The organism is Desulfobacterales bacterium, from assembly GCA_034520365.1.
GTDB lineage: Bacteria > Desulfobacterota > Desulfobacteria > Desulfobacterales > Desulfosalsimonadaceae > M55B175.
The window spans coordinates 764,943-789,200 of the sequence record JAXHNP010000006.1; the positions used below are offsets into that span (position 1 = coordinate 764,943).

A 24,258-nucleotide genomic window follows, 5' to 3' on the forward strand; every position below is an offset into this window, starting at 1 on the left:
TCATATTACAAGTTTGAATCGGTTGAAGGGGTTTTAAAATATTCCTGAAACGCCAGTTTCGCATAGCTGGCCGCCCGGGTGCCGATGTATTCCTTGTGCGCCACAAATACGGCGACCGCCAGTTTTTTCCCGCCGTCGGGGTCTTCGGCGAACCCGGCAAACCAGTCGTATTTGATGTGCAGGGGGTTGTTGTTGATGGAGCCGGTTTTACCCCCGATATCCAGCCGGGAAAGGACCTTGTCCCGCCGGCGGGCGCTGAAGGCTTTTCGGGCGGTTCCTTCGGTGATCGTGGCATGCATGAGCCTTTTTAATCGGTTGGCCGTATCCGCTGAAACCGCCTGGTTCAGGACTTGGGGCTGGCTCTTATAAACCGGCTGGTTCTTTTCGCGCACGGTTTGAATTAAGGTGGGCGCCATGAGTCTTCCCTCATTTGCGACGCCGGCTACCAGGACCGCCGCATGCAGTGGCGAAATCAGGGTCTGCCGATTGAACCCGCAGGCGATTTCCGCCCAGTTAAAAACTTCATCTTTTACTACAAGCGGGCTTTGGGCAAGCGGCAGATCAAAATTAATGTCTTGGTTAAACCCAAACGCCCTGCCATATTTTTCCAGTCCGGATTTTTTCAGGCGGTGGACACCGATTTTGCCGAACACCGGATTAATGGAGTCCGCAAAGGAATCTTCAAATGTGATGTGGTTGGTATACCGGTGTTCGTTGGTTTTAAGCTGGGATTTGTATAGGGTGTATTTTCTGCCGTTAAAGGAGACCGGCGTGGTAGGGCGAAATCCGTACTCCTCAATGGCCGCCCCGGCGGTGACGATTTTAATCAGGCTGGCTGCAGGAAAATCCGGCCGCGTGCACACATTGGAATTCTCCCCGGTTCTATCAAAACTGACCATGGCCTGAATCTCTCCGCTCTCCGGGTCAAGGGCCACAAAACCGAAATACTTGGCATATTTGCGGTCTATGTGATCCGTAATGACCTGCTGCAGAGACGGTTTGACGCTGGTGACCATGCGGTATTTCCCCCTGCCGGATTCAAGGTAGAAGCTTTCCCGGGTGAGCTTTGTCAGCGGTTGGCTGGCCAAAAGCTTCTGCAGATCAGACTGGTCCAGGGGCTTAACAGAAACCTCTTCCGGCTTTGCGCGGGAAGTCGCCGGCTGAATAAATGCCCGGTCATATACCCAGAAAGCGCCCTTGGTGAGCGCGATGAGGACGATCAGGGCGAAAAAATAAATCGGCAGCCGGCGGACGGCCTTTTCTTTGGCGGATCGCCGATGCAGTTTGACCTGATAGTTACGCCAGCGATGGGTGGGGGCGTAAAGCCGGGTATTTAATTTTGAGCGTTTAAACATTGAATTCTATATTTGCATGTTGATGTTCTTGACGAAAAGCCGTTTGGCGGCCCATACGATCCGGTTTTTCGGGCAAACGCCCGATAGTTCAATTTTTTCTTAATTTACCGGCAATCCAAACCCCCTGTCAAATCGTTTTTATCCGCCTTACGGCGACAGGGAGAGCAAATAGGATCGCAGGTTCATCTTTTTGTTTTTAAGCCCCAGTTTGTTGCGGATGTTGTTCCGGTGGAATTCAATGGCCCGATCCGATAGGTTTAACAGTTCGGAAATTTCCTTTGTGGTTTTGCCGGCTTTTACCATGTCCGCCACCTGAATCTGCATCGGAGTCAGCTGCTGATACTGGGTGGAGAGTTTTTTCATATAGGGGGAAACCATGTCCTGGACGTTGTTCTCCAAAATTTCCAGGTATGTCTGCTGGGAGGCGGAGAGCGGGGTGTTTTTCAGCTTTTCGATATAGGGCAGAATAAGCGACTTGACATTGGCCATCACCTTTTCTTCAAGCTCCTCTTTGTCCTGATCCCGCTGTTTTAACAAAATTTTTAACGCCGTATTGGTCTCCTGCAGATTAAGGGACTGATCCCGCAGGCTTTCCTCGGTCTGGCGCAGCGAGGTTTCGATTCTTTTTCTTTCCTCGATCTCTTTAAGCAGCCGTTCATTGGCGGCCACAAGTTCCTGGGTGCGCTCCGCCACGCGGATTTCAAGTTCCTCATTGGCCCTGGCCAGGGCGGTTTCCGCGTTTTTGCGGTCCGTGATATCAACGAATGCGCCCATCATACAGATCGGGGCGCCGCTGGTATCTGTTACCAGGTTGGCGGAGAGAAGAACGGTCACGGGGGTGCCGTCTTTTTTAATCCCTTCGATTTCTCCGTACCACCGGCCCTCCTTAAGTATAACCGACATGACATGAAGCGCCTGGTCCGGATCCCGGGCAAAGCTCACCGCCTGTCGGCCCAGGACTTCGGCGATGTTGTCATCGCCCCACATATCCATAAACGCCTGATTCACATAGGTGATGTTGCCTTCCAGGTTTCCGATGACAATGGCGTTGATGGAGGAGGTGACAGCAGAATCCTTGATGCGCAGCTCCGCCTCGATATTTTTTCTTTCCGTGATGTCGATGAAGGAGACCATGATGCAGACGGGCCGGTTTTCGTCATTAAACACCAGGTTGGCGGAAAGCAGCACGGTAACGGGCGTCCCGTCACTGCGGAAGCCTTCGATTTCCCCCTCCCATGCGCCGGATTCCAGCACGGTACTGAGCACAAGGGCCGCCTCGTCCCGGGATCGGGCCAGCGTTAATGCGGATTTTCCGATCAGTTCATTCGGGTCGGATGCGCCCCAGATCTGCAGGGTGGCGTTATTTACGTAGGTAATCGTGCCATCAAGGTCGGCCATGCCGATACCGTGGATACAGGAGGCAATGGCAAATTCCTTGATACGGAGTTCCTCCTCGATCTTTTTTCTCTCCGTGATATCGATGAAAGAGTCCATGGTGCAGATCGGCTCGCCCGCGTCGTTGTGGACAAGGCTTGCGGAGAGGTAGACGATAATGGGCGAGCCGTCTTTGCGAAAGCCCGAGATTTCGCCTTCCCAGTAGCCGTTTTCCAGAACCGCGGTCATCACCTCAAGGGCCTGGTTCTCATCCTGGGCCAGCTCAAGAGAGGATCGGCCCAGAACCTCGGCAGGATCATCCGCGCCCCACATGCGGAGCGCCGCATTGTTGACATAGATGATGTTGCCTTCAAGATCGCCGATGCCGATGCCCTGGACTGAGGAGGCGATGGCCCGGTCCTTGATCAGGAGCTGATCCTTGATGGCCTTGTCTTCCAGCGGATGGCCGGTATCACCGAATGCCGGAAACGGCCGGTGACCGCCGTTTGATTGTTGCGTCATGAAACCCCCTTTGCAGGCTTCATAGATACGTTTGGGCCCATTGGCTGGTATGGGCCATGATCGCGGATTTTTGGGTGTCCAGATGGCCGGAATGACCGCTTTCCGGGATCAGCTCAAGGGATTTTTCGCAGGTGAGGGCGTCAAAAAGCAAGCGGGCGGTCTCCGGCGGATCCACTTTGTCTTCTTTGCCGTGCATGACAAGGGTTGGGATTTGAATCCCGTGCACCCGGGTCAGGGTATCCACAAATGCGCACGACGCTGCCCCGGGCAGCGGAAATGCCGAGTATGCTTCAATAAGCGCCGGATCGTTAATAATTTGCCGGTTGACTGCCGGATCATAGGCTATGGTGGCGGATTTCAGCACCCATAGCATGTTGAACCGCCAGCCCGCACCGGTCAGTCTTTTTTTTATCCGGGAGGCACCGAGGAGTGATTTGAAAAAGAGCGTCTCCCAGACGTTCAGATAGTTTCTGACCGTGGCATCCAAAGTGACGATGGCTTTGATCCGGGGCTCTGCCAGGGCCGCCTCCAGGACGGCGGTGCCGCCTGAGGAGAAGCCGAAGGCGCCGATCCGTTCGGCATCGATAGATTTTTGAGTGGAGAGATAATCAATGGCCGCGCTGATGGCCCGGACCCATTGATCCATATCCAGATAAGACCGCGGACCGCCGCTTTCCCCGTGGCCCGGCATATCCACGGCCATGGCGGCAATGCCGCTGCCGGCAAGAAATTCAGCAAATTCGAAAAAGTTTTCCTTTTTTTCAAATGCCCCGTGGCAGATGATCAGGCAGGGCGCAGGCACTGAATGGCCGCCGGCAGGGACGAATAAGGCGGCGGCCAATGTTTCGCCGCTGAAGTCAATGGTGATATTTTGGCGGTTCATGTTTATTTTAACGCTGCCCCCGGGGCTACCGGCTTTTCCACCGTGGCAACAGTTGAGCCCGCCTCCGTGGATGCGGCCAAAAGCATCCCTTCGGACCGGATGCCCTTTAATTTGGCAGGTTTCAGGTTGGCCACCACAATGACCTGTTTGTTAATGAGATCCGCCGGGCTGTAGCTTTGGGCGATGCCCGCCACAATGGTCCGTTCTTCCGTGCCCAGGTCCACGGTTAATTTTAACAGTTTATCGGTTTTCGGTACCGCTTCGGCGGAAATAACCGTGGCCGCCCGAAGATCAAGCTTTCCCACGTCATCAATGGCAATTTCAGGCTTGAATTCGGGCGTATGGGCTGTCTTCTGTTCCGGCGCCCCGGATTCTTCAGGTGCCGGCTTTTGTTCGATCCGGGGGAAAAGGGAGATGGCTTTGGGCAGCCGGGTGCCGGGTTGAAGCGCCGGCCACTCCCTGATCGCTGAGATGGAGAGGCATTCGGAACGCTCCATGTCAAAGCCCAAACGGGAGAGCATGGTCCGGGATGTGTCCGGCATGATGGGATACAGCAGGCCCGCAATCACCCGGAGGCCTTCCAGAAGATTGTAAATAACCGCTTCAAGCCGCTGTTTCTCTTCCGGCTGCTTGGCCAGCTCCCACGGGGCGGCGGTATCCACGAATTTGTTCATGCAGCTGATGTAGTCCCAGATGGCCATGGCCGCCTTGTGAAAATGGAGTTCCGCCATTTCACTTTGATAGGTCTCAATGGCCGTCCGGGCCGGCCCGGCGAGTTCCGGACCGATTTGGGCCTGCGTGCCCTCGTCAACCCCCGGAATGACGCCTTTGAAATATTTGTGAAACATCCCCAGCACCCGGGAGAAAAGGTTGCCCAGGTCATTGGCCAGATCGGCATTGATCCGCTGAATCAGGGCTTCCTCTGAAAAATTGGCATCCAGGCCGAAGGTCATGTCCCGTATGAGAAAAAACCGGATGGCGTCGGTCCCGTAAGTTTCCTGCAGGTAATGGGGGTCCACCACGTTGCCCAGGCTTTTGGACATTTTACTCTCATCCACATTCCAGTAGCCGTGCACATAGAGCCGCTTGTAGATGTCTATCCCGGCGGCCTTCAGCATGGTGGACCAGTAAATGCCGTGGGGTTTCAGGATGTCCTTGGCCACAATGTGCCGGGCCTGGGGCCAGAATTTTTTGAAGTTTTCGCCATCCGGGTACCCCAGGGCGGAAATGTAGTTGATCAGGGCATCAAACCAGACGTAGGTGACGTAATCGGGATCAAAGGGCAGGGTGATTCCCCAGGTCAGGCGCGTTTTCGGCCGCGAGATGCAGAGGTCATCCAGCGGCTCTTTTAAAAAGGAGAGCACTTCATTGCGATATCGCTCCGGCTGGATGGTCTCAGGATAATCGGTCAGGTACTGGATGAGCCAGTCCTGGTATTTGCTCATCCGGAAAAAATAATTGGACTCCTTGATCAGTTCCGGAGCGGTGCCGTGATCCGGACATTTCCCCTCCACCAGTTCCCGCTCGGTGTAGAAGCGTTCGCAGCCGTAGCAGTAAAGCCCTTCATATTCGCTGTAATAGATATCTCCGGCATCATAGATCTGCTGCAGGATTTTTTCAACCACCGCAATGTGATCCGGATCCGTGGTACGGATGAAATGATCATAATCAATATTGTACTTGGGCCATAGGTCCTTGAACAGCTGGCTGATCCGGTCCGCGTATGTCGCGGGGGTCTCCCCCTGGCTTTCTGCGGCCTTGACGATTTTGTCCCCGTGCTCGTCCGTACCGGTCAAAAAATAGGTCTCCTGCTCCTGCAGGCGGTGAAACCGCCGGGCCACGTCCGCGGCAATGGTCGTGTAGGTATGGCCCAGGTGCGGTTTGGCATTTACATAGTATATCGGCGTGGTTATATAAAACGGTGTTGTCATTCGATGCCTGGTTCCTCTTCCGCGTGGTTGTTATTCTGATTGTTTTGATTCTTTTGGTCTTTCGGGTTCGGCTTCCGGTATATGCCGTCTTCGAAGGTGAGGCAGCACATGAGCCGGCCGCAGACGCCGGATATCTTTGTGGGATTTAGGGATAATCCCTGGCGCTTGGCCATTTTAATGGATACCGGATCGAATTTGGTTATAAACGCGCTGCAGCAAAGTTCGCGGCCGCAGCGGCCGATGCCCCCGCATATTTTGGCCTGGTTTCGGATGCCCACCTGCCGCATCTCAATCTTGGTCCGGAATTCTTTGACCAGCATCTTAACCAGCTTCCGAAAATCCACCCGGCCGTCTGCCGTAAAATAGAAGGTCAGTTTGCTGGTGTCAAAGTTGGACTCAATGTTAAACAGGTTCATTTCCAGGCCAAGTTCCTGGATACACTCCTTGCAGAACGTATACGCCCGGGCCTCGATATCCTTGTTTTTTTCAATCTGGCGGATGTCTTCTTCTGTTGCCGGCCGGTAGACTTTTTTAAGCGGTGCCTTCTCGGCCTTGCGCTCCTTGGCCATGGGCGGAACCGCCACCGTGCCGAAGCAAAGCCCGTTTTCCGTTTCCACGATGACCCGGTCGCCGGTATTTAACACATAGGCTCCGCAGTTGAAGTCGTATATTTTGCCGGCTGCTTTAAACCGGATGCCGATTATTTTTTCCATTTTTCGTGCTTTCCTTATCAGTCAGGGCAAGGACCAGATGGTCCATTGCCAGTCTGGCATTGGCGTTGGCATTCATATTCCGGGCCGCCGCCTCGATGACCTTTGCAATCTCAAGCAGCCGCGCCGGAGCCGTCTTTTTTGACCGGGCGGCGATGTCCGCCTGAAAATCCCGGTTGATCAGCTGACCCGGCTGATGCGGATAAACGGCCAGATCCCGGTACCAGGATTTCATGATATCCAATGCGGTCTCCAGGCGACTGCTGTTTTTGGCCAGGGATTCGGCAAACGCCAGCTGATAATTCAACGGCTGGCTGTCCAATTGCGTCAGCGTCCTTATAATCCAGTTGCGATGCGCAATCCAGTCTTTTTCGATCATGGCCGCCGCGCGGGTGAGACTGCCGCCGGCCATGGCCGCCACAATATCGGCCGCATCAGCGTCTACCTTGAACCGGTGTTTTAGATAATTTCTGATACTTTCCCGGGATACGGGGTTGAACCGGATATGGCGGCATCTGGATAAAATGGTGGGCAGCAGATCGGAGGCCTGCCTGGCGGTCAGAACAAATACGGTCCGTTCGGGCGGCTCTTCAAGGGTTTTGAGCAGGGTGTTGCCGGCCTCCGGGTTCAGGGTGTGCGCATCGGCGATAACCACCACCCGTTTTTTTGCTTCATAGGGTTTTAAGGCCAGGCGCTGGCAGAGCTCCCGGATTTGGTCCACCTTGATGTAGGTGCCGGACGGAAGAATCCAGTGCACATCCGGGTGGGTTGCCGAAAGAATTTTTCGGCAGCAGCGGCATTGCCCGCACGATATATCGGCCGTCCCGGAAGCGGATGAGCCGGCGGTATCCGCGTCGCCGGAAGCTCCGCGCCCGAAATTCATCCGCGGCGATTGGCAGTTGCAGGCCATGGCAAACGCTTGAGCCGCAGTCTGTTTGCCGACCCCATCCGGGCCGGTGAAAAGATACGCATGGGGAAAACTGCCGGTTTGGAGCGCCGCAGTCAATAATCGCACAGGCCGATGCTGGTCCAGTAAGTCACCGAATCCGGGCACAAGTCCAACCGTCAAGCCATTATTGATTTTTGTTGACCCGTTCCCGGAGTTCCTTGCCGCATTTGAAAAACGGCAATTTTTTGGGCTGGATCTTGACTTTTTCCCCGGTTTTGGGGTTTCTGCCCGTGTAGCTTTTATACTCTTTGACGAAGAAGCTGCACAGACCCCGGATTTCAATCCGTTCCCCCTCGATCAGGGCGTCGGCCATGGAGTCGAAAAAAATCTGGACCACTTTGGCAGCCTCAGATTTTGAGATATTGGATTCCTTTTTCAAGGCGGAAATCAGTTCCAGTTTATTCATATAACCTCCCTGTTATATTGTTTCGCCTGATATATTATTTAAATAATTGCAGTATAGACAAAAATTTTTTTAAGTCAAGTAGTTATGGACAAAAAAGAGCGGCCCGCTGATTGATTGCATATGGATACAGCCATTCTGCCGTTTGCGTCAAGTCTGATTTGAGTGTTCAGGTTTCAGGTGTCAGGTGTCAGGCCTAAACCCTAAACCCTGAACCCTGAACCCTGAACCCTGAACCCTTATCACAGCCGGTTGCCCACCTCCCCTAACCCGTGGAGCCGGATCATCCCGGAGATCCGCTGATCGGTTTCATCATCCGAATATCCTACAGCAATTGACCAGCACTGGGATTGGTAGAGGGCTTCTATGCGTTTTTCAATGTCTGCACTGTCATCGAGGTTCCGTTCATATTCGCCGCTGATCCGGATGCGGTCTGTCAGGGCGATACTGGCGGCCAAATCAATGGACTGCCGGCTGTCCCGAAGATAGCGATACTCCAGTGCCAGATGATCGCCGCGCTGATTCCGCAGCCGGGCGGAGAGCAGGTGAGAGAGCAGTGTGTCTGCTTCATGGCTCCATTCCGCTTCGGCATGGAGGTTCAGCATCCGGACCGGGGTGATATCCATTTCCGCGTAAAGGGGAAGAAACGGCTCGGCATCGGTTTTCTTTTCCCTGTTAAAATCATAGGCCTGTTCAATGAAAAACCGGAAAAAGCGGTTATATCTGGCCTCAGCCGCTTCCCGGCCGGCATCCGTCTCCGGCCTGGCGTCCGGATCAAAATATTTGGCGGTCAGCAGGTGGGTTAAGGAAAAGCTGATCTGGTTGGCCCCCGCGATCCGGTCAATGCTGTCAAAATCCGGATATTCGGACTGGTCCGTGTCCGGTACGTATTCATAGGCAAGCTCCGGAATGATCGTATGCTTGATAGGACGCGCCGCAGGGGTTTGATCCTTGTATATCCGGTAAAGATCCGTGGAAAGCGTTGCTTTAAGGTCATAGAGTTCCCGGTGCTGATAGTCTTTGTCCCTGCCCGCGGCTTCAGTCTCCATATCCGGGTCATCATCGGCAGACCAGGCGGTCTGGCGGATGCCGGCGGAGGGCTCGAACGTAAAGAAGGGGCCGGCGCGAAGGGGCAGGGAAAACCGGGGGTGGATGTCCATCCGGTGGCCTGAGATGCCGTCCTGGCGGTAAAAATAGGTGTACTCCGTGTCTGATTGAAAAAAAACCGGGCTATCCAGCATCGGCTGCTTTAAAACGTCAAAGGTCATGGCCGGCAGCTGCTGAAGGGTATCATCGCTATCTTCCAGCCGCCGCTTGATAACATTGTCATACCAGAGCAGATCCGCGTTAAAGCTGTACCGGGGCCAGATTTTCTGAAGGTGGGCCCGGTTTTCCCGGACCGGATCATCATTATCGTCCAAGCCCCGGCCGAATTCAGACGCAAAATAGGCATTGGTGTCATCATATCCGGTATACCCGTCCTCAAATTCCCGCAAATAATCCTGGTCGCTTACAATATCCAGATCCAGCTGGGCATCCATGCCATAGGGCATCTCCTGGTCGGCTTTCATGCGGAACCAGTAGCGGTCGGAATTGGGCCGCAGATACCGGTCATCGCCATAGCCCCACTCAGCCCCTGCGGCCTCGTCATCGTCCACCTTCCGGTCCTCCATTCCGTCAAACATCAGGGCGCCTTGAGACTGAGGGCTTAGCCGGTAGCGGAATTCGCCGCCCAGTTTTTCGCCCCGGTTCTGGATGTGGTGATAGTAGAATGTGGCATCTAAGCTCCTGTGGATCGCCCAGTAATAGGGCTGGATAAATTCAATACCGTTTCGGTCTGAAAACCCGGCTTCCGGGGCCAGAAAACCGGATTGCCGGTTTCGTTTGACCGGAAAGGCAAAATAGGGAAGGTAGGCGACCGGAAGGTTTTTTGCCCAGAGCGCAGCATGGCGCACCGAGCCGTAGCCGCCCATATCCACTGCCAGATCCCGGCCGGTCACCTGCCAGTCCGGCACTTCGCCGTCACAGCTGGTTAAACTCCCGCGATTGATCGCATAATGGTCCTCCCCGGTCTTTTGAATCTTATCGCCCCGGATGTAGAAGTTCTTCTCCTCGATAAAAATCAGGCCTTCATAAACCGTACCGGTCTGCTCATTCAGGTCAAGGTTCATTCGGCTGCCGGACAGGCGGTCGCCCCGGCTGACCAGCCGGACATTGCCGGAGGCGTGCGCCTGCATGGTGGATTGATTGAACCGGACCGAATCTGCGAAAAGCGTGGTGGCGCCTTTTTTTATGACCACCTGGCCGGTGGCCGTATAGACATCCTGATCCTTGTCATAGACCAGGCGGTCGGCCGTGATGCGCCAGGGCGCGCCTTCTCCGCTGTCATTGGGTAGGGGCAGGGTTTCCGCCCGGCTGCTTGGGGCGGTTCCGGCAAAAATAACGGCAGCCAGAAAGAGGAGAAAGCCACTGATTCGCAACAATTTTTGATTTTGGGTGTTCATCCTGCACTGTATCCATTGGGTTGGCGAAAACCGGTGGATTCTGGTCACGGTAAATTTGTTTTATCTGTTTTTCAGGCGGGCACGGTGGCCCGCCCTACGCGACAATGCAGACATTTTGTAGGGTCGGCCACCGTGCCGACCTTACATGCGAGAAACCCCATGGTTATGGGGTCGTTCGCCAGAACAAATTCACCGTGGGATTCTGGTTATCTGGCCTTGAAGCCCATCGAATTTTTCAGTATAGATCCATGATGGTCTTTTGAACGTTACCAATTTTTCAGCTTAATGCTTTTAAGCTTTTATCATAAAGGCGGCCAGAATGAAAAATATCTTTGTCAGTGATCTGAAATCCGGGCAAGCGGTAAACGACAGCTTTGTGCTCGCGGAAAAGCATTTGTCCCGGAAAAAGGACGGCGGCCAGTATATTACCGGGGTATTATCCGATAAAACCGGCACCGTCAAAGGGGTGGTCTGGGATAATGTGGAGGAATTAACCGAAAAGCCGGCTGCCGGCGATTTTGTCCATATTCGGGGAAATGTCTCCGAATACCGGGGGACGCTTCAGGTGGTGATTCAGTCCATGGTAACGCTGGCGGCAGCGGATGTGGATAAAGCGGATTTTTTGCCGGCCACCCGCCGGAATCCATCGGCCATGTTTGAAAAATTAAAGGCTGTTTCGGATTCCATGGCCAACCCGGATCTAAAGGCCCTTTTGGCCGCCTTCTGGTCGGATGCGGCGTTTGTGGAAAAATTCAAAACCGCGCCGGCCGCCAAAAAGATGCACCATGCCTATCTCGGCGGCCTGCTCGAGCACACATTGTCGCTCGTCCTCCTGGCGGATCGGATTGCGGACCACTATAGCGGCATTGACCGGGATTTGCTTTTGACCGGCGCGATCCTCCATGATATCGGTAAAATTAAGGAGTTCCGCTATGAGCGGCAAATTGACTACTCAGACGAGGGCCGGCTGGTCAGCCATCTCGTGATCGGAGTAGAGATGGTCCAGGAAAAAATCGCCATGCTTCGCGACTTCCCGCCCCGGACCGCCATGCTGATCAAGCATATGATAGTCAGTCATCACGGCAATCGGGAATACGGTTCCCCTGAGCCGCCCAAAACCCTGGAAGCGGTGATGCTTAATTACCTGGATGAAATTGATGCCAAGATAACCGGTATCCGGGAATTCATGGATAAGCAGGCGGCGGATGAGGACTGGACCAGTTATCATAGGCCGCTGGACCGGTTTTTTTACAAGGCGGCGATGACGCCGGATCCGGAATAAAGAAAGAATAAATAGATGTTTATTACATTTGAGGGGATCGAGGGCTCGGGGAAGACCACCCAGATTCGTCATGCAGCCGAATTTCTGACCGCTGCCGGGCACCGGTGCCGGATAACCAAGGAACCTGGGGGGACGGCCGTCGGCCGGCAGATCCGGTCCATCCTGCTGGATCCGGAAAACCGGGATATCCATTCGGTGACGGAACTGCTATTATATGCGGCAGACCGCAACCAGCATGTACAGAAACTGATCCGGCCGGCCCTGGCAGACGGGCAAACCGTCATTTGCGACCGGTTCCATGATTCAACCGTGGTCTACCAGGGGTATGCCCGGGAACTGGATATGGGGTTGATCGAAGATTTAAACGCCCGGCTGCTGGCTGATCTTAAGCCGGACATCACCTTTGTCCTGGACCTGGAGCCGTCCGTCGGACTTAGGCGGGCCTGGCAGCAGGTAAGCCAGGGGGATCGCACCGACCGTGAAACCCGGTTTGAAAACGAGGCGCTTTCTTTTCACCAAAAGGTGCGGGCGGGCTACCTGGAACTGGCCCGCCGGGAGCCGGGCCGGTTTATTGTAGTTGATGGGGCCCGGGATGAAGATGCGGTTAAAGAGGATATTTTAACCGCGCTGGCGGAAAGGCTTGGGGCCAAAGGGCAAGAGGCTTAACCTGGGGGGCGGGTTTCAGTGTTCAGGTGTCAGGAAAATGCCGTTAACTTAAGAATGAGAATTGTTTCGGTTGTCATTTCGATCGCCAGCGAGAAATCTTAGGATTCCTCGTCGCTGTCGCTTCTCGGAATGACAGTGGCGGAAGGCTAAAGTTAATGAAACAGGGGATCAAGATTTATAATGCCTGTTTTGAACACTGAAATCTAAACCCTGAACCCTGAAACCTGAACCCTGAACCCTGAACCCTGACAGTCCGATACAGAGGCGAGTTGATGGGCAAAACCATATTAGATGCCATTGGAAATACCCCGCTGGTGGAAATACAGCGGCTGAACCCGAACCCGAGGGTTCGTATTTTCGCCAAAATTGAATACATGAACCCGGGCGGCTCCATCAAGGATCGGCCGGCGCTCTCCATGATCGAGGCCGGGGAGCGTTCCGGACAGTTAACCCCGGATAAGACGGTGATTGAGGCCACCAGCGGCAATACGGGTATCGGCCTGGCCATGGTCTGCTCGGTCAAAGGGTATCGGCTGCTTCTGGCCATGCCGGAATCCGTCAGCATTGAACGCCGGAAGATTTTAAGCGCCCGGGGGGCGGAGATTCTGTTGACCCCGGGACATCTGGCAACCGACGGCGCCATCGAAGAGGCCTACCGGCTGGCCCGGGAATATCCGGAAAAATATTTCATGACCGACCAGTACAATAATGAGGCCAACTGGATGGCCCATTATTCAGGCACGGCAGAGGAGATTATCCGCCAGACCGAAGGCGAATTGGCCATGTTTGTCGGCACCATGGGCACCACCGGCACATTGATGGGCATATCCCGGCGGCTTCGGGAATATGACCCGAACATTCGGATTATCGGGGTGGAGCCGTATTTCGGCCATAAACTGCAGGGGCTGAAAAATCTGAAAGAGTCCTATCGGCCGGAGATATTCGCCAAGCAGTGGCTGGATGAAAAGGTGAACATCGATGACGAGCCCGCCTTTGAGATGACCCGGCGCCTGAGCCGCGAAGAGGGCCTGTTCGTGGGCATGAGCAGCGGGGCGGCCATGGCGGTGGCCGCCCAGCAGGCGGAAGCCATGGAGCAGGGCACCATCGTGACCATATTCCCGGACAGCGGGGAGCGGTATCTGAGCACGCCGATTTTTGAAGTCAAAAAGCGGGATGACATCCGGCTGTTTAACACCATGAGCCGCTCGGTGGAGCCGTTTGAGCCGTTAAAGGCCGGCCGCGTGTCCATCTACTCCTGCGGCCCCACCGCCGATTCCCGGATGAATATCGTCCAGTGCCGCCGCTATGTGTTTGCCGATATCCTCTGCCGCTATCTTTCCTACCGGGGTTATGAGGTGACCCATGTCATGAACATCACCGATTATGACGACAAGACCATTCAGGGATCGGAGGCGGCAGGTGAGGATTTGGCTGCATTTACCGGGCGCTATATCGAGCTTTTTAAACAGGATCTGGCAGCGCTTCAGATCCGGCCGGCGGATGAATACCCCAGGGCCGGTGAACACGTCAATGACATGGTGGAAATCACCCGGGACCTGGTGGATAAGGGGGCTGCGTATGAAAAAATGCGCTGCGTCTATTTTAATATCAGCGCCCTGGATGAATACGGCGGCCTCTCCGGTATTGATCTGGACAAGATCAGGCTCGGCGCCACGGTGGATCTGGATGATTATGAAAAAAACAATCCCAAGGACTTTACCCTGTTAAAGCGGGTCCGGCTTTCCGACCTGAAACGGGGCTTGTATGTGAAAACCAAATGGGGCAATGTGCGGCCGTCCTGGCACATCCAGTGCGCGGCCATGTCAATGAAGTATCTGGGCGAGACCTTTGATATTCATACCAGCAGCCGGGATCTTTTGTTTCCGCACCATGAAAATGAGATGGCCATTGCCCGGGCGCTGACCGGAAAACCGCTGGCCCGCTACTGGCTCCATTGCGAGCGGGTTGGGCTTGACCCGGCAGCCCAGGGCGATGGCGGTGAAAAGCAGGATCTGCCGGGCCTGGATGTGCTTTTCGGGGAGGGATATACGGCCCGGGAAATCCGGTTCTGGCTGCTCTCCGGGCATTACCGCAAGCCCCTGACATTTGACCGGGACCGGCTGATCCAGGCGAGAAATACATTGAACCGTCTGGATGCTTGTGTCCAGGCACTTTTAAATGTCTCATCCGGCGAGCCCTACCCGGAAATCGATCAGCTGGTCTATGACATCAGGCAGGGTTTTATCAATTCCATGGATGATGACCTGAACATGCCGCATGCCATTGCCGCCGTGTTCAAGGCCGTTCGTCGGATTAACCGCCTGATTGATAACCGGCAACTGGCTGCAGCGGATGCCGAGAAAATCCTGGAGAGTTTCAGGGATATCGATCAGGTGCTGAAAATCTTTGACTTCAGTCCCGCCGGCCGGATGGATTCGGACGTGCAGGACTTGATGGACCGGCGGGAAGCGGCCAGAAAGGCCGGCGATTTTGCCGAGGCCGACCGCATCCGCGATGAGCTCAAGGCCAGAGGCATTGACGTCCATGACCAAAAACTCGGAAGGAGTGAATAATACCGTGAAACCGGTCTATTTTCCGTTCACATGCGTATCCGGCGAGCTGATCGCCCGAATCAATCAGTATGTCGGCCCTTTTATCGTATACCAGCCGCTCTCGGACCAACCCCCGGCACCGGTGGCTGAGGCTGCCCGGGAAGGCCGCGTTGAATTCCGGGCGCCGGTGACAGGCGATGAGGCGCAAATCCTCGATGCGGCCCAACGCTCCCAGCACTGGGGCATGGCCCATCAGGGGCATATGGAGGCATTCAGGGTGCCGGCCGGCGGGGACTTTTACAATGAAACCTTTGCCGCGGAAATCCGGTCCGAAATTCTGGGGACCAAAACGCCGCAGGCGGATCCGGCGCCCATGTATACGGCCCGGCTGTTTCTTTACCTGGCCCAGGCATTTGATATGCAGCAGAGCACGCTTCACGAGGAACTTACGGCATCGGATCGTACGCGGAAACAAATGTTTTCAGACCTGAAAGGGGATGCGGAAACCCGCCTGCCGGCATCTGAGAAACATAGTCCGGAGGATTTGGGCGAGTACCAGACCCGAAACCGGATTACCTCATGGCTTCGCCTGGCCGCAGTGGAAACCGGGCCGGTACCCGCTTTGCTGACCACCAGCCGGGCCGTATTTGAGCATATTCTTGAATTCGTGCCCAATGTTCAAATTGCGCAAACTTTTGATCAAGGGCCGCCGGGTGAGGCGTTTAAACAGGCGCTGCCTGATTATTGGCGGGAACTGGCTGAGGGCCAATCCCCTGAATCGATAACCCCGCCGGCTGCCACCGGTCTGACGGCGGAGGCGGCGCAAATGCAGTTAACTGTGGCGGTTTTGCCGGCAAGCACGCCGGCGGAGCTCCTGGAAAAGCTGCTTGAACCGGATCAGTCGTCCCCGGCAGATTTTGGAAAAACCGGTCGCATACTGCTTAATCTGCTCTCAGTTAAAAAAATATGAGCAGGGGCTTGACTGCCTTTATCAATTGGGATATGAGATTCCTCTTTAGCTTTGTGTTTGGGCCAAGTATTTGGATAAAAGAGAAATTTTTCTCATATCAATTAATTGATGAAAGGAGATTGGAAAAATGGCGTTTAATCCGATTGTTGATCCGGAAAAGTGTGAAGGGTGCGAAGAATGTGTTGATGTCTGCCCGGTTGAGGTATTTGAAATTCAAGATGGTAAATCGGTTCCGGTTAACGCCGAGGAGTGCCTCGGCTGCGAATCCTGCATTGAAGTCTGCGAGCCCGGCGCGATTACGGTTGAAGAGACCTAGCCCCTGTTTCACTTTCAGCTTCCCCGGTTATCCGTTAATCGGGGAAGCTGCTTTGCCTGCCTTTCCCAAGCCCTTTCGACAATTATTTATCCAAACTCTTAAATACGCATATGACCCTTCTAAAAAACTTCATCGTACTCAGTCCCGCGCGAGCGGCACGGTGGCCGACCCTACGATGAATCGGGTTTTTCCCCATTCGTAGGGCGGGCCACCGTGCCCGCCTGAAAAATAGATAGAACAAATTTACCGTGCTTTAGCATTAAGCACCTGTCATTTCGAGGAACGACAGTGACGAGAAATCTAAAAAAATCATTTAATTACAAGATTTCTCGCTGCCGCTCGAAATGACAACCGAGCCAATTTTTAATCTTAAGTTAATGGCATTGTCCCAAACCTTTAATTGTTTACAGGTCACGTTCAATGGATTGGCTGTTGCCTGAAATGGCGGTTATCCGGCAGTCCCTGGTCAGCCGTGAGATTGCCGATGTGCCGGCCGCATTTGCGGCGGCCATGGCGCCGATTGAAAAAGCCCTCGGCAGCGAAAATGGCGCGTCCGTGGCGGTTTGCGTGGGCAGCCGCAACATTTCCCGTTTGGATGCGCTTGTTTTTCAGTGCCTGCGGTTTTTAGAAGACAAGGGGTTCCGGCCGTTTATCGTGCCGGCCATGGGCAGCCACGGCGGGGCCACGTCAAAGGGGCAGAGGGCGGTGCTGGCTGGTTTTAACATTACTGAGAGCACTATGCAGGCGCCCATTGCAGCGGAAATGAAGGCCCGGCCCATAGCGTCGCTGGGGGCGGATCTGCCGCTTTATGTTTCAACCGCCGCGCTTGACGCCGACTATATCGTGCCCATTAATCGGATCAAGCCCCACACCAAGTTCAGCCGCGCCATTGAAAGCGGTATTTGCAAAATGCTGACCATCGGCCTTGGCAAGGCGGACGGTGCGGCCGCATTTCACCGGGCCGCAGTTACCCGAGGGTTTGGCATTATTGAACAGGCGGCCGAAAAACTGCTCAAACACCTGAGCATTCTGTTCGGCGTGGGGGTGCTGGAAGATGGATACAGCCGGCTTTCCCATATCGCGGCCCTGCTGCCGGAGACGATGATTGATCGCGAAAAAGAGCTCCTTTTGCAGGCCAAGCAGATGATGCCGGCCATTCCGTTTGATCCAATCGATATGTTAATTATTGATCAGATCGGCAAAGACATCTCCGGTATCGGCATGGACTCCAATGTGACCGGCCGTCACCGGGATATTGCGGGGGATTTTTACAGCGCCCCGCATGTGAAGCGCATTTTTGTAAGAGGCCTATCCCCTGCCTCGGGTGGCAATGCCAACGGCATCGGATTGGCGGATGTGACCACCCGCCGGCTGGCGGATGCGGTTGACTGGCAGAAAACCTTTGTCAATGCGGTAACCGCCGTTTCTCCGGAAAAAGCGGCCCTGCCCATGCATTTTGAAACCGACCGTGAGTGTCTGACGGCCTGTGCAAAAACCACGGGTGTGGCGGAAATGCCGGGTCTGCGACTCGTCCGTATCAAGCATACAGCCAGCCTTTCTTATCTGCAGGTATCCAGGCCGCTGGAATCCGAAATCCAGGTTAATCCCGCACTTTCCCGGATAGGCGACTGGGCGCCGCCTGCCTTTGATGCTAACGGCAATCTGAAGGATTTCATCCCCGATGAATGAACCGGCATGCGCTGCTGCTGATACCCCGCTTGGGCCGGTGGCCATCCGGTATCAAACCCACCCTTTTCGGTTAACGGCCCTGGAATTGCCAGAGCCGGGCCGGCTTAGACAACAGCATGCGGCCGGTATGCCGGAAATTGAAGAATTGCAGCAGATATTTGCACTGATCCATGGTTATTTCAACGGCCGGCCCATTTTTCCGCCCTGGCAGTTTCTTGTCATGGCCCATTTAACCAAACTCCAGCGGAAAGTTCTTTACGTAACCGCCCAAATCCCCTATGGGTCATTAAAAACATATAAACAGATGGCCGCGGCCATCGGACAGCCCCGGGCCTGCCGGTTTGTGGGCAGCGCCCTGGCCGGAAATCCGTTTCCCCTCATTCTCCCCTGCCATCGGGTGATCCGCAGTGACGGGCGCATCGGAAACTTCGGCGCGGGCCCGGAAATTAAGCGGTGGCTCATTGATTTTGAGGCCGGAAACTCGCGGTAAATTTATTCTATCTGTTTTTCTGCCTTACGCGATAATGCAGACATTTTGTAGGGTCGGCCACCGTGCCGACCCAGGGCTAATTTGTTCTGTATCCAAATCGAAATCGCTATCGGGATCGGGATCGAAATCGAAATCGAAAAAATATGACCCTTGGACACGAAAAACTGGACGTCTATCGCCTTTCAATAGGCTACGTTGCATGGGTTTACGAGAAGGCCGACAGCCTGAACGGAGTCCATCGGCCTGCCCGGGATCAATGGCTTCGGGCCAGCCAGTCGATACCGCTCAATATCGCCGAAGGTAATGGCAAGACCGCGGAAGCCGACCGAAGGCGTTATTTCGAAATCGCTCGTGGCTCCGCGCTTGAGTGGGCGGCGATTCAAGATGTGCTGGTTGTCGGCAAGGCGCTGGACAAGATGGAAAGCCGGAACCGCAAGGATGAACTCGACCGTATGGCCGCGATGCTCAGCCGTCTCGGCGGAAGAGGATACCAAGTTCGAGAGGATCAGGAAGTCTACAGCATCGATTTCGATCCCGATCCCGATTTCGATCCCGATAGCGATTTCGATCCCGAGGAAAACGAATCCCAACCTTAGCGTTAACAGGACCGGGGGTATGGATTTTGCGGTTAGAACAAATTAGCCGTGCGTGCCGACCTTAGATGCTTGCAATTGGATTTTCGGCATGCTAAGGATTAATATATGAAACAGTATGTTATTGATGAACTGCGTCCGGGGGATCATGAAAAATTAAAATCCTATCTGGAGTCGCATTGCGGTCCGGCGGAATTAGGGGATCTTTACTGGGTGGCGCTGGATGAATCGGTGTATTCGGAGACACAAACCGCCCATGCCGATTGCCAGCCCTTTTATGCCGCCGTCCGGCTGGGCGAGCAGTCTGTTGCCATTGAGTTTTTGATTCGAACCAAAAATCGTATCCGGTGCAACTGTATCGCTTATGCCACAGCCCGCCAGAAGACATGGCTCATGGATTTTCTGGATGCCATGTTTGAGCGGCTGGAACTGAGGACCTGAGAAAATGAAGTGGTGGCGGGCAGCATGCTGAAGATAATCCCTTTAGGCGGGCTCGGGGAAATCGGGCTGAACATGATGGTGTTTGAATCCCGGGACACGCTGGTTGTGGTGGATGCCGGCCTGATGTTTCCCGAGGATTATATGCTGGGGGTGGATTATGTGATTCCGGATATGGACTATATCCGGGAAAACCGCTCCCGCGTGGCGGGGATTGTCATCACCCACGCCCACGAGGATCACACCGGCGCACTGCCGTATCTGCTGCGGGACGTCAATGTTCCGGTGTATGCCACCCCGTTTACCCTGGGTATGATCCGGCATAAACTGGAAGAGCACGGGCTGCTTGAAGCCGCCTCCCTGGTGCCGATCGCTCCGGACCGGAAATTGCGGCTGCCGCCGTTTGAGTTTGATTTTATCCGGGTAAACCACAGTGTGGTGGATGGCGTGGGCTTTGCGCTCAATACGCCGGAAGGTCTGGTGGTCCATACCGGGGATTTCAAGCTGGCCGAGACCAACATTCCGGGCATGATGACAGATATTAACAAGTTTGCCCGGCTGGGAGACCAGGGCATACTGGCCCTGCTGTCGGATTCGACCAATGTGGAGCGGCAGGGACACACCATATCGGATGAACGGGTGGGCGAGACCCTGGGCCGGATTATTGCCCGGAGCAGCGGCCGGGTGATCATCGCTTTGTTTGCCTCAAATATCGCCCGGATTCAGCAGGTGGTCAATATCCTCGCCAATACGCAGCGCAAACTCGTATTTAACGGCAGAAGCATTGAGTCGAGTGTCAATATCGCCAAGGATCTGGGACTGCTCCATATTCCGGAAGACCGGGAGATCGATATCAATCAGATTGAGGCCTTTGCCCCGGATGAGCTGGTGATTTTAACCACCGGCAGCCAGGGGGAGCCCATGTCCGCGCTAACCCGGATGTCTGCCGGCATGCACAAACAGATAAAGATCGCGCCCGGGGATACGGTGGTGCTGTCCTCCAAATTTATTCCCGGCAATGAAAAGGCGATTGCCAAGATCATCAACAACCTCTTCCGAAAAGGCGCTGAGGTAATCTATGAGACCATCTCCGAGATCCATGTATCCGGGCATGCCTTTCGGGAGGAACTGAAAATGATGATCAACATGACCATGCCCGACTATTTCATCCCCATCCACGGGGAGTATCGGCACTTGTATCATCATGCAAGGCTTGCCGCAGAATGCGGGATCCCCGAGGACAACGTGCTGCTTGCGGAAAACGGCCAGATTATCTGTTTTGACGGGCAGGGCGGCCGGATTGCAGAGGAGATGGCCACCACCCGGGTGCTGGTCGATGGCAAGGGAATCGGCGATGTGGGCCGATCGGTTTTAAAGGAGCGGCGGCTGCTTTCGGAAAAGGGGGTGGTGGTGGTGATTCTGGTTCTTGATGAAACCAGCGGCTTTGTCATCCACGGCCCGGAAATTGTCTCCAAAGGGTTTGTGTTTGAAAGCGAAACCGGGCATATCCTGGAAGACGCCAAGTGCATTGTTCTGGAAGTGGTGGATGATATGATCGTCCAACAGCCCCCGGATTGCGCGGCGTTTTTGCGAAACCGGCTGCCCGGTGCCCTCAGGGAATACTTTAATTTTACCATGAAGCGAAAACCCGTGGTGGTGCCGATAATAACGGCGGTGTAGGGATAGTTACTCCATGAAATCCATGCGAAATGAAATTTTGGGCATTTTTCTGTTCTTTCTGGTGATATTTACCCTGATCAGCCTGGTGACCTATAGCCCGGCCGATCCCTCGGTGCATCATGTGGGCACCAGCGGGAGCGTGCATAACTTTTTCGGCCTGATGGGCGCCCATATTGCCGGGATATTTGTCGGACTTTTCGGGGTGGGGGCATTCTGGATACCGGTTCTGCTGATGCTTGCCTGTATCGAGTTTTTCAAAGAGCGCTCGGCCCAGGCCCTGCTGCTGATTGCCGGCGGCGGCTTGATTTTAACGGTGGTGACCGGAAGCCTTTTTGCCATCTATGGCGAGTCCTACGAGATATTCGGCAGCCGCTATGCGGCCGGCGGGATGATCGGACATCCCGTGCGAACGATGCTTTTGGCCTATTCCAATGCCACCGGCGCCACGGTGATTCTGGCGGTGTTCTTTATTATCGGCTTTATCCTGACCACCGGGGTGTCCTTTCTCGGGGTGCTGCGGAATTTCGGCCGGATGGTTGGAATGGCATTTACCCGGATTCAGGGCATTTTTGCCAATTTCAGGCAATGGAGAAAAGAGAGACAGAAGGAAAAGAAAGCCCGGAAGAAGCCGAAAAAAGCCGCGCCTGAAAAGAATCCGCCCAAGAAAAAGAAGCCGCCGCAAAAAGCGCCTGCAGAAGATATCACCATCAAGGAGGCCCCGTGGTCCCGGGAAAAAAAATCGCCGGTGCCGGCGCCTAAGCCCAGGCAGCAGGTTTTTGAATCCATGCGGTTTAGCAGCGGCTTCCACCTGCCCGCCCTCGAGTTTTTAAAGGACTCGGAAATAGTTGCCGATTCGGTGGATCATGAGCATCTGCGGGAGATGTCCCATCTGCTCGAGCAGAAACTTGATGATTTCGGAGTCAAAGGAAAGGTCGTGACTGTTGCCCCAGGGCCGGTCATCACCCGGTTTGAGTTTGAACCCGCGCCCGGGATTAAAATCAACAAGGTGGTCAACCTCTCGGATGACCTGGCGCTTGCGCTTAAAGCCATGAGCATCCGCATCATCGCCCCGATTCCCGGAAAAGCTGCGATCGGCATTGAGGTGCCGAACAAACAGCGCGAAGTGGTGACGATTAAGGATATCATTACATCCTCGGAGTATGAAAAATCCAAATCCTTTCTAACATTGGGATTGGGCAAAGATATTGTTGGCAGCCCTGTGGTTTCCGATCTTCAGACCATGCCGCACCTGTTGATTGCCGGTGCCACAGGCACCGGAAAGAGCGTGGCCCTGAATACCATGATCTGCAGCCTGTTGTACAAGGCCACGCCGGAGGATGCTAAATTTATCATGATCGATCCCAAGCGGATCGAGCTTTCCGCCTACAATGATATTCCGCATCTCATCACCCCGGTGGTTACGGACATGAAAAAGGCCACCAATGCGCTCTTCTGGGCGGTGAAGGAGATGGAGCGCCGGTATCAGCTGCTTTCTGAAAACAAGGTCCGAAATATCAACCAGTACAACCGCAAAGTCCAAAAATCCGCTTCAGAGCCGGCGGAACCGGATGCCCCGGTGCTGGAGAAGCTGCCATACGTGGTGCTCATCATTGATGAGCTGGCGGATCTGATGATGGTTTCCTCAAGGGATGTCGAGGTCGCCTTGACCCGGCTGGCCCAGATGGCACGGGCCGCCGGCATCCATTTGATCCTGGCCACCCAGCGGCCCTCCGTGGATGTATTGACCGGGGTGATTAAGGCAAATTTCCCCACGCGGCTTTCCTTTCAGGTATCCTCCAAGACGGATTCCAGAACCATTATCGACGCCAATGGCGCGGAAACACTGCTCGGAAACGGCGACATGCTGTTTTTGCCGCCGGGCACCGCCAAGCTTCAGCGGATTCATGGGGCCTTTATCACCGAAGAAGAGGTCTCAAGCATTATTGAGTTTTTGAAAACCCAGAAATCGCCGGATTATAACGAAGAAGTGCTTGAAAAGCAGACCTCGGAGAAAAACGGGGCCGAGGATAAGGACTATGACGAACGCTATGACGAGGCCGTCGCCCTGGTTGCCCGGACCGGCCAGGCATCCATATCCATGGTCCAACGGCACTTGAGGGTCGGATATAACCGGGCCGCGCGGATTATCGAGGTGATGGAGGAGGAAGGCGTGGTGGGACCGTCGGACGGGGTGAAGCCGAGGGAGGTGCTGGCGAGAAATTATGAGGAGATGTCGTAAATAAGGGTATAAGGTGTAAGGTATAGGGTGTAGGGTGTAGGGTCTATGCTGGATGATGCGCTGATTGATTCGGTTAAGGGGTTTTTGGATAAAGAAGAAGGCCGCCGGCTGTATGAAATGGCGGGTCTGGCCAGCCGGATGGGGCCGTGCCTTGAGATCGGCAGCTACTGCGGCAAATCCGCGCTTTATCTGGGGACGGCCTGCCGGGAAAACGGGGGCATTCTATTTTCCATTGACCACCATCGCGGCTCGGAAGAGCAGCAGCCGGGCGAGGGCTATTTTGATCCGGACACCTATGATCCGAAAACCGCGATGATCGATACCCTGCCGGTTTTGCGGCAGACCCTTTTTAAGGCCGGCCTGGAAGACGCGGTTGCCCCTATAGCTGCCCGCTCGGCGGCTGTCGCCCGGTTCTGGTCCACGCCCTTAAGCCTTGTTTTTATAGACGGCGGCCACACCTATGAGGCTGCAATGGGCGATTATACCGCCTGGGCGGGCCATATTATGCCCGGCGGCTATCTCCTGATCCATGATATCTTCAAAAATCCGGAAGCAGGCGGTCAGGCGCCTTACTATATTTACCAGCTGGCCCTTTCATCCGGGCTTTTTAATGAGCTTCCCATGACAAAGACCCTGGGCGTCCTGCAGCGCAGGCGGCCGGCTGATCCCTTGCTTGCTGCAGAAGAAACCTATCCAAATGAAATTTAATGAT

Annotated in this window: 20 protein-coding genes; 12 read left to right on the top strand and 8 right to left on the bottom strand. The window is 54.7% G+C overall.

Translation table 11 applies throughout. From position 1 onward, the window contains the following. Positions 1–5: 5 nt before the first annotated feature. From U5L07_11475 to lptD, 8 genes are all read right to left on the bottom strand, one after another. Positions 6–1,355 (bottom strand): penicillin-binding transpeptidase domain-containing protein, encoded by a 1,350-nt coding sequence (locus tag U5L07_11475; protein ID MDZ7832361.1) that lies wholly within the window; start codon positions 1,353–1,355, stop codon positions 6–8. 147 nt (positions 1,356–1,502) lie between these two features. Next, the gene (locus tag U5L07_11480; GenBank protein ID MDZ7832362.1) at positions 1,503–3,251 is read right to left on the bottom strand and encodes a PAS domain S-box protein; all 1,749 of its coding nucleotides are present in this window, start codon (positions 3,249–3,251) and stop codon (positions 1,503–1,505) included. A gap of 19 nt (positions 3,252–3,270) precedes the next feature. Next, positions 3,271–4,134: an alpha/beta fold hydrolase gene (locus U5L07_11485; GenBank protein ID MDZ7832363.1), complete on the bottom strand. Its 864-nt coding sequence runs from the start codon at positions 4,132–4,134 to the stop codon at positions 3,271–3,273. 2 nt (positions 4,135–4,136) lie between these two features. Next, the gene (metG, locus tag U5L07_11490) at positions 4,137–6,065 is read right to left on the bottom strand and encodes a methionine--tRNA ligase (GenBank protein ID MDZ7832364.1); all 1,929 of its coding nucleotides are present in this window, start codon (positions 6,063–6,065) and stop codon (positions 4,137–4,139) included. Beyond that, positions 6,062–6,778, bottom strand: coding sequence for a regulatory iron-sulfur-containing complex subunit RicT (gene ricT, locus U5L07_11495; protein MDZ7832365.1), 717 nt, complete (start codon positions 6,776–6,778; stop codon positions 6,062–6,064). Before ricT ends, metG begins: the two co-directional genes overlap by 4 nt. Next, a complete protein-coding gene (gene holB, locus U5L07_11500; protein MDZ7832366.1) occupies positions 6,750–7,790 on the bottom strand; it encodes a DNA polymerase III subunit delta' in 1,041 nt (346 codons plus the stop codon). Before holB ends, ricT begins: the two co-directional genes overlap by 29 nt. A 58-nt stretch (positions 7,791–7,848) precedes the next feature. Next, the gene (locus U5L07_11505; GenBank protein ID MDZ7832367.1) at positions 7,849–8,130 is read right to left on the bottom strand and encodes an HU family DNA-binding protein; all 282 of its coding nucleotides are present in this window, start codon (positions 8,128–8,130) and stop codon (positions 7,849–7,851) included. Between the two features lie 239 nt (positions 8,131–8,369). Continuing rightward, the gene (lptD, locus tag U5L07_11510; protein ID MDZ7832368.1) at positions 8,370–10,631 is read right to left on the bottom strand and encodes an LPS assembly protein LptD; all 2,262 of its coding nucleotides are present in this window, start codon (positions 10,629–10,631) and stop codon (positions 8,370–8,372) included. Positions 10,632–10,950: 319 nt separating this feature from the next. Here lptD and U5L07_11515 point away from each other — a divergent pair, with 319 nt between their 5' ends. The 12 genes from U5L07_11515 to U5L07_11570 all read left to right on the top strand — a co-directional run bounded on the left by U5L07_11515 (position 10,951) and on the right by U5L07_11570 (position 24,254). Beyond that, the gene (locus U5L07_11515) at positions 10,951–11,913 is read left to right on the top strand and encodes an HD domain-containing protein (protein ID MDZ7832369.1); all 963 of its coding nucleotides are present in this window, start codon (positions 10,951–10,953) and stop codon (positions 11,911–11,913) included. Between the two features lie 15 nt (positions 11,914–11,928). Continuing rightward, entirely contained in the window at positions 11,929–12,579 is a 651-nt protein-coding gene (gene tmk, locus U5L07_11520) for a dTMP kinase (GenBank protein MDZ7832370.1), read from the top strand. A 272-nt stretch (positions 12,580–12,851) separates the two neighbouring features. Then, entirely contained in the window at positions 12,852–15,152 is a 2,301-nt protein-coding gene (locus U5L07_11525) for a cysteine synthase (protein MDZ7832371.1), read from the top strand. 4 nt (positions 15,153–15,156) lie between these two features. Next, positions 15,157–16,101: a hypothetical protein gene (locus U5L07_11530; GenBank protein ID MDZ7832372.1), complete on the top strand. Its 945-nt coding sequence runs from the start codon at positions 15,157–15,159 to the stop codon at positions 16,099–16,101. Positions 16,102–16,228: 127 nt separating this feature from the next. Then, complete coding sequence (locus U5L07_11535) at positions 16,229–16,417, top strand: ferredoxin (protein MDZ7832373.1); 189 nt, start codon at positions 16,229–16,231, stop codon at positions 16,415–16,417. Between the two features lie 420 nt (positions 16,418–16,837). Beyond that, positions 16,838–18,106 (top strand): DUF362 domain-containing protein, encoded by a 1,269-nt coding sequence (locus U5L07_11540; GenBank protein MDZ7832374.1) that lies wholly within the window; start codon positions 16,838–16,840, stop codon positions 18,104–18,106. Then, on the top strand, positions 18,099–18,596 hold the full coding sequence (locus U5L07_11545; GenBank protein MDZ7832375.1) for a methylated-DNA--[protein]-cysteine S-methyltransferase: 498 nt from the start codon (positions 18,099–18,101) through the stop codon (positions 18,594–18,596). Before U5L07_11540 ends, U5L07_11545 begins: the two co-directional genes overlap by 8 nt. A 143-nt stretch (positions 18,597–18,739) precedes the next feature. Beyond that, positions 18,740–19,192 carry a four helix bundle protein gene (locus tag U5L07_11550; protein ID MDZ7832376.1) on the top strand — a complete coding sequence of 151 codons (453 nt, stop codon included), beginning with the start codon at positions 18,740–18,742 and terminating at the stop codon, positions 19,190–19,192. A gap of 105 nt (positions 19,193–19,297) precedes the next feature. After that, positions 19,298–19,630: a hypothetical protein gene (locus U5L07_11555; GenBank protein MDZ7832377.1), complete on the top strand. Its 333-nt coding sequence runs from the start codon at positions 19,298–19,300 to the stop codon at positions 19,628–19,630. A gap of 24 nt (positions 19,631–19,654) precedes the next feature. Further along, positions 19,655–21,307: a ribonuclease J gene (locus U5L07_11560; protein ID MDZ7832378.1), complete on the top strand. Its 1,653-nt coding sequence runs from the start codon at positions 19,655–19,657 to the stop codon at positions 21,305–21,307. 13 nt (positions 21,308–21,320) lie between these two features. Continuing rightward, positions 21,321–23,546, top strand: coding sequence for a DNA translocase FtsK 4TM domain-containing protein (locus U5L07_11565; GenBank protein MDZ7832379.1), 2,226 nt, complete (start codon positions 21,321–21,323; stop codon positions 23,544–23,546). A gap of 45 nt (positions 23,547–23,591) precedes the next feature. Beyond that, on the top strand, positions 23,592–24,254 hold the full coding sequence (locus U5L07_11570; protein ID MDZ7832380.1) for a class I SAM-dependent methyltransferase: 663 nt from the start codon (positions 23,592–23,594) through the stop codon (positions 24,252–24,254). Positions 24,255–24,258: the final 4 nt, after the last annotated feature.

What these genes read in the sequence shown, in the direction of transcription:
- U5L07_11475 (MDZ7832361.1), bottom strand. Translation starts at nt 1,355, where the DNA reads ATGTTTAAACGCTCAAAATTAAATACCCGGCTTTACGCCCCCACCCAT.
- U5L07_11480 (MDZ7832362.1), bottom strand. Translation starts at nt 3,251, where the DNA reads ATGACGCAACAATCAAACGGCGGTCACCGGCCGTTTCCGGCATTCGGT.
- U5L07_11485 (MDZ7832363.1), bottom strand. Translation starts at nt 4,134, where the DNA reads ATGAACCGCCAAAATATCACCATTGACTTCAGCGGCGAAACATTGGCC.
- metG (MDZ7832364.1), bottom strand. Translation starts at nt 6,065, where the DNA reads ATGACAACACCGTTTTATATAACCACGCCGATATACTATGTAAATGCC.
- ricT (MDZ7832365.1), bottom strand. Translation starts at nt 6,778, where the DNA reads ATGGAAAAAATAATCGGCATCCGGTTTAAAGCAGCCGGCAAAATATAC.
- U5L07_11505 (MDZ7832367.1), bottom strand. Translation starts at nt 8,130, where the DNA reads ATGAATAAACTGGAACTGATTTCCGCCTTGAAAAAGGAATCCAATATC.
- lptD (MDZ7832368.1), bottom strand. Translation starts at nt 10,631, where the DNA reads ATGAACACCCAAAATCAAAAATTGTTGCGAATCAGTGGCTTTCTCCTC.
- U5L07_11515 (MDZ7832369.1), top strand. Translation starts at nt 10,951, where the DNA reads ATGAAAAATATCTTTGTCAGTGATCTGAAATCCGGGCAAGCGGTAAAC.
- tmk (MDZ7832370.1), top strand. Translation starts at nt 11,929, where the DNA reads ATGTTTATTACATTTGAGGGGATCGAGGGCTCGGGGAAGACCACCCAG.
- U5L07_11525 (MDZ7832371.1), top strand. Translation starts at nt 12,852, where the DNA reads ATGGGCAAAACCATATTAGATGCCATTGGAAATACCCCGCTGGTGGAA.
- U5L07_11535 (MDZ7832373.1), top strand. Translation starts at nt 16,229, where the DNA reads ATGGCGTTTAATCCGATTGTTGATCCGGAAAAGTGTGAAGGGTGCGAA.
- U5L07_11540 (MDZ7832374.1), top strand. Translation starts at nt 16,838, where the DNA reads ATGGATTGGCTGTTGCCTGAAATGGCGGTTATCCGGCAGTCCCTGGTC.
- U5L07_11545 (MDZ7832375.1), top strand. Translation starts at nt 18,099, where the DNA reads ATGAATGAACCGGCATGCGCTGCTGCTGATACCCCGCTTGGGCCGGTG.
- U5L07_11550 (MDZ7832376.1), top strand. Translation starts at nt 18,740, where the DNA reads ATGACCCTTGGACACGAAAAACTGGACGTCTATCGCCTTTCAATAGGC.
- U5L07_11555 (MDZ7832377.1), top strand. Translation starts at nt 19,298, where the DNA reads ATGAAACAGTATGTTATTGATGAACTGCGTCCGGGGGATCATGAAAAA.
- U5L07_11560 (MDZ7832378.1), top strand. Translation starts at nt 19,655, where the DNA reads ATGCTGAAGATAATCCCTTTAGGCGGGCTCGGGGAAATCGGGCTGAAC.
- U5L07_11565 (MDZ7832379.1), top strand. Translation starts at nt 21,321, where the DNA reads ATGAAATCCATGCGAAATGAAATTTTGGGCATTTTTCTGTTCTTTCTG.
- U5L07_11570 (MDZ7832380.1), top strand. Translation starts at nt 23,592, where the DNA reads ATGCTGGATGATGCGCTGATTGATTCGGTTAAGGGGTTTTTGGATAAA.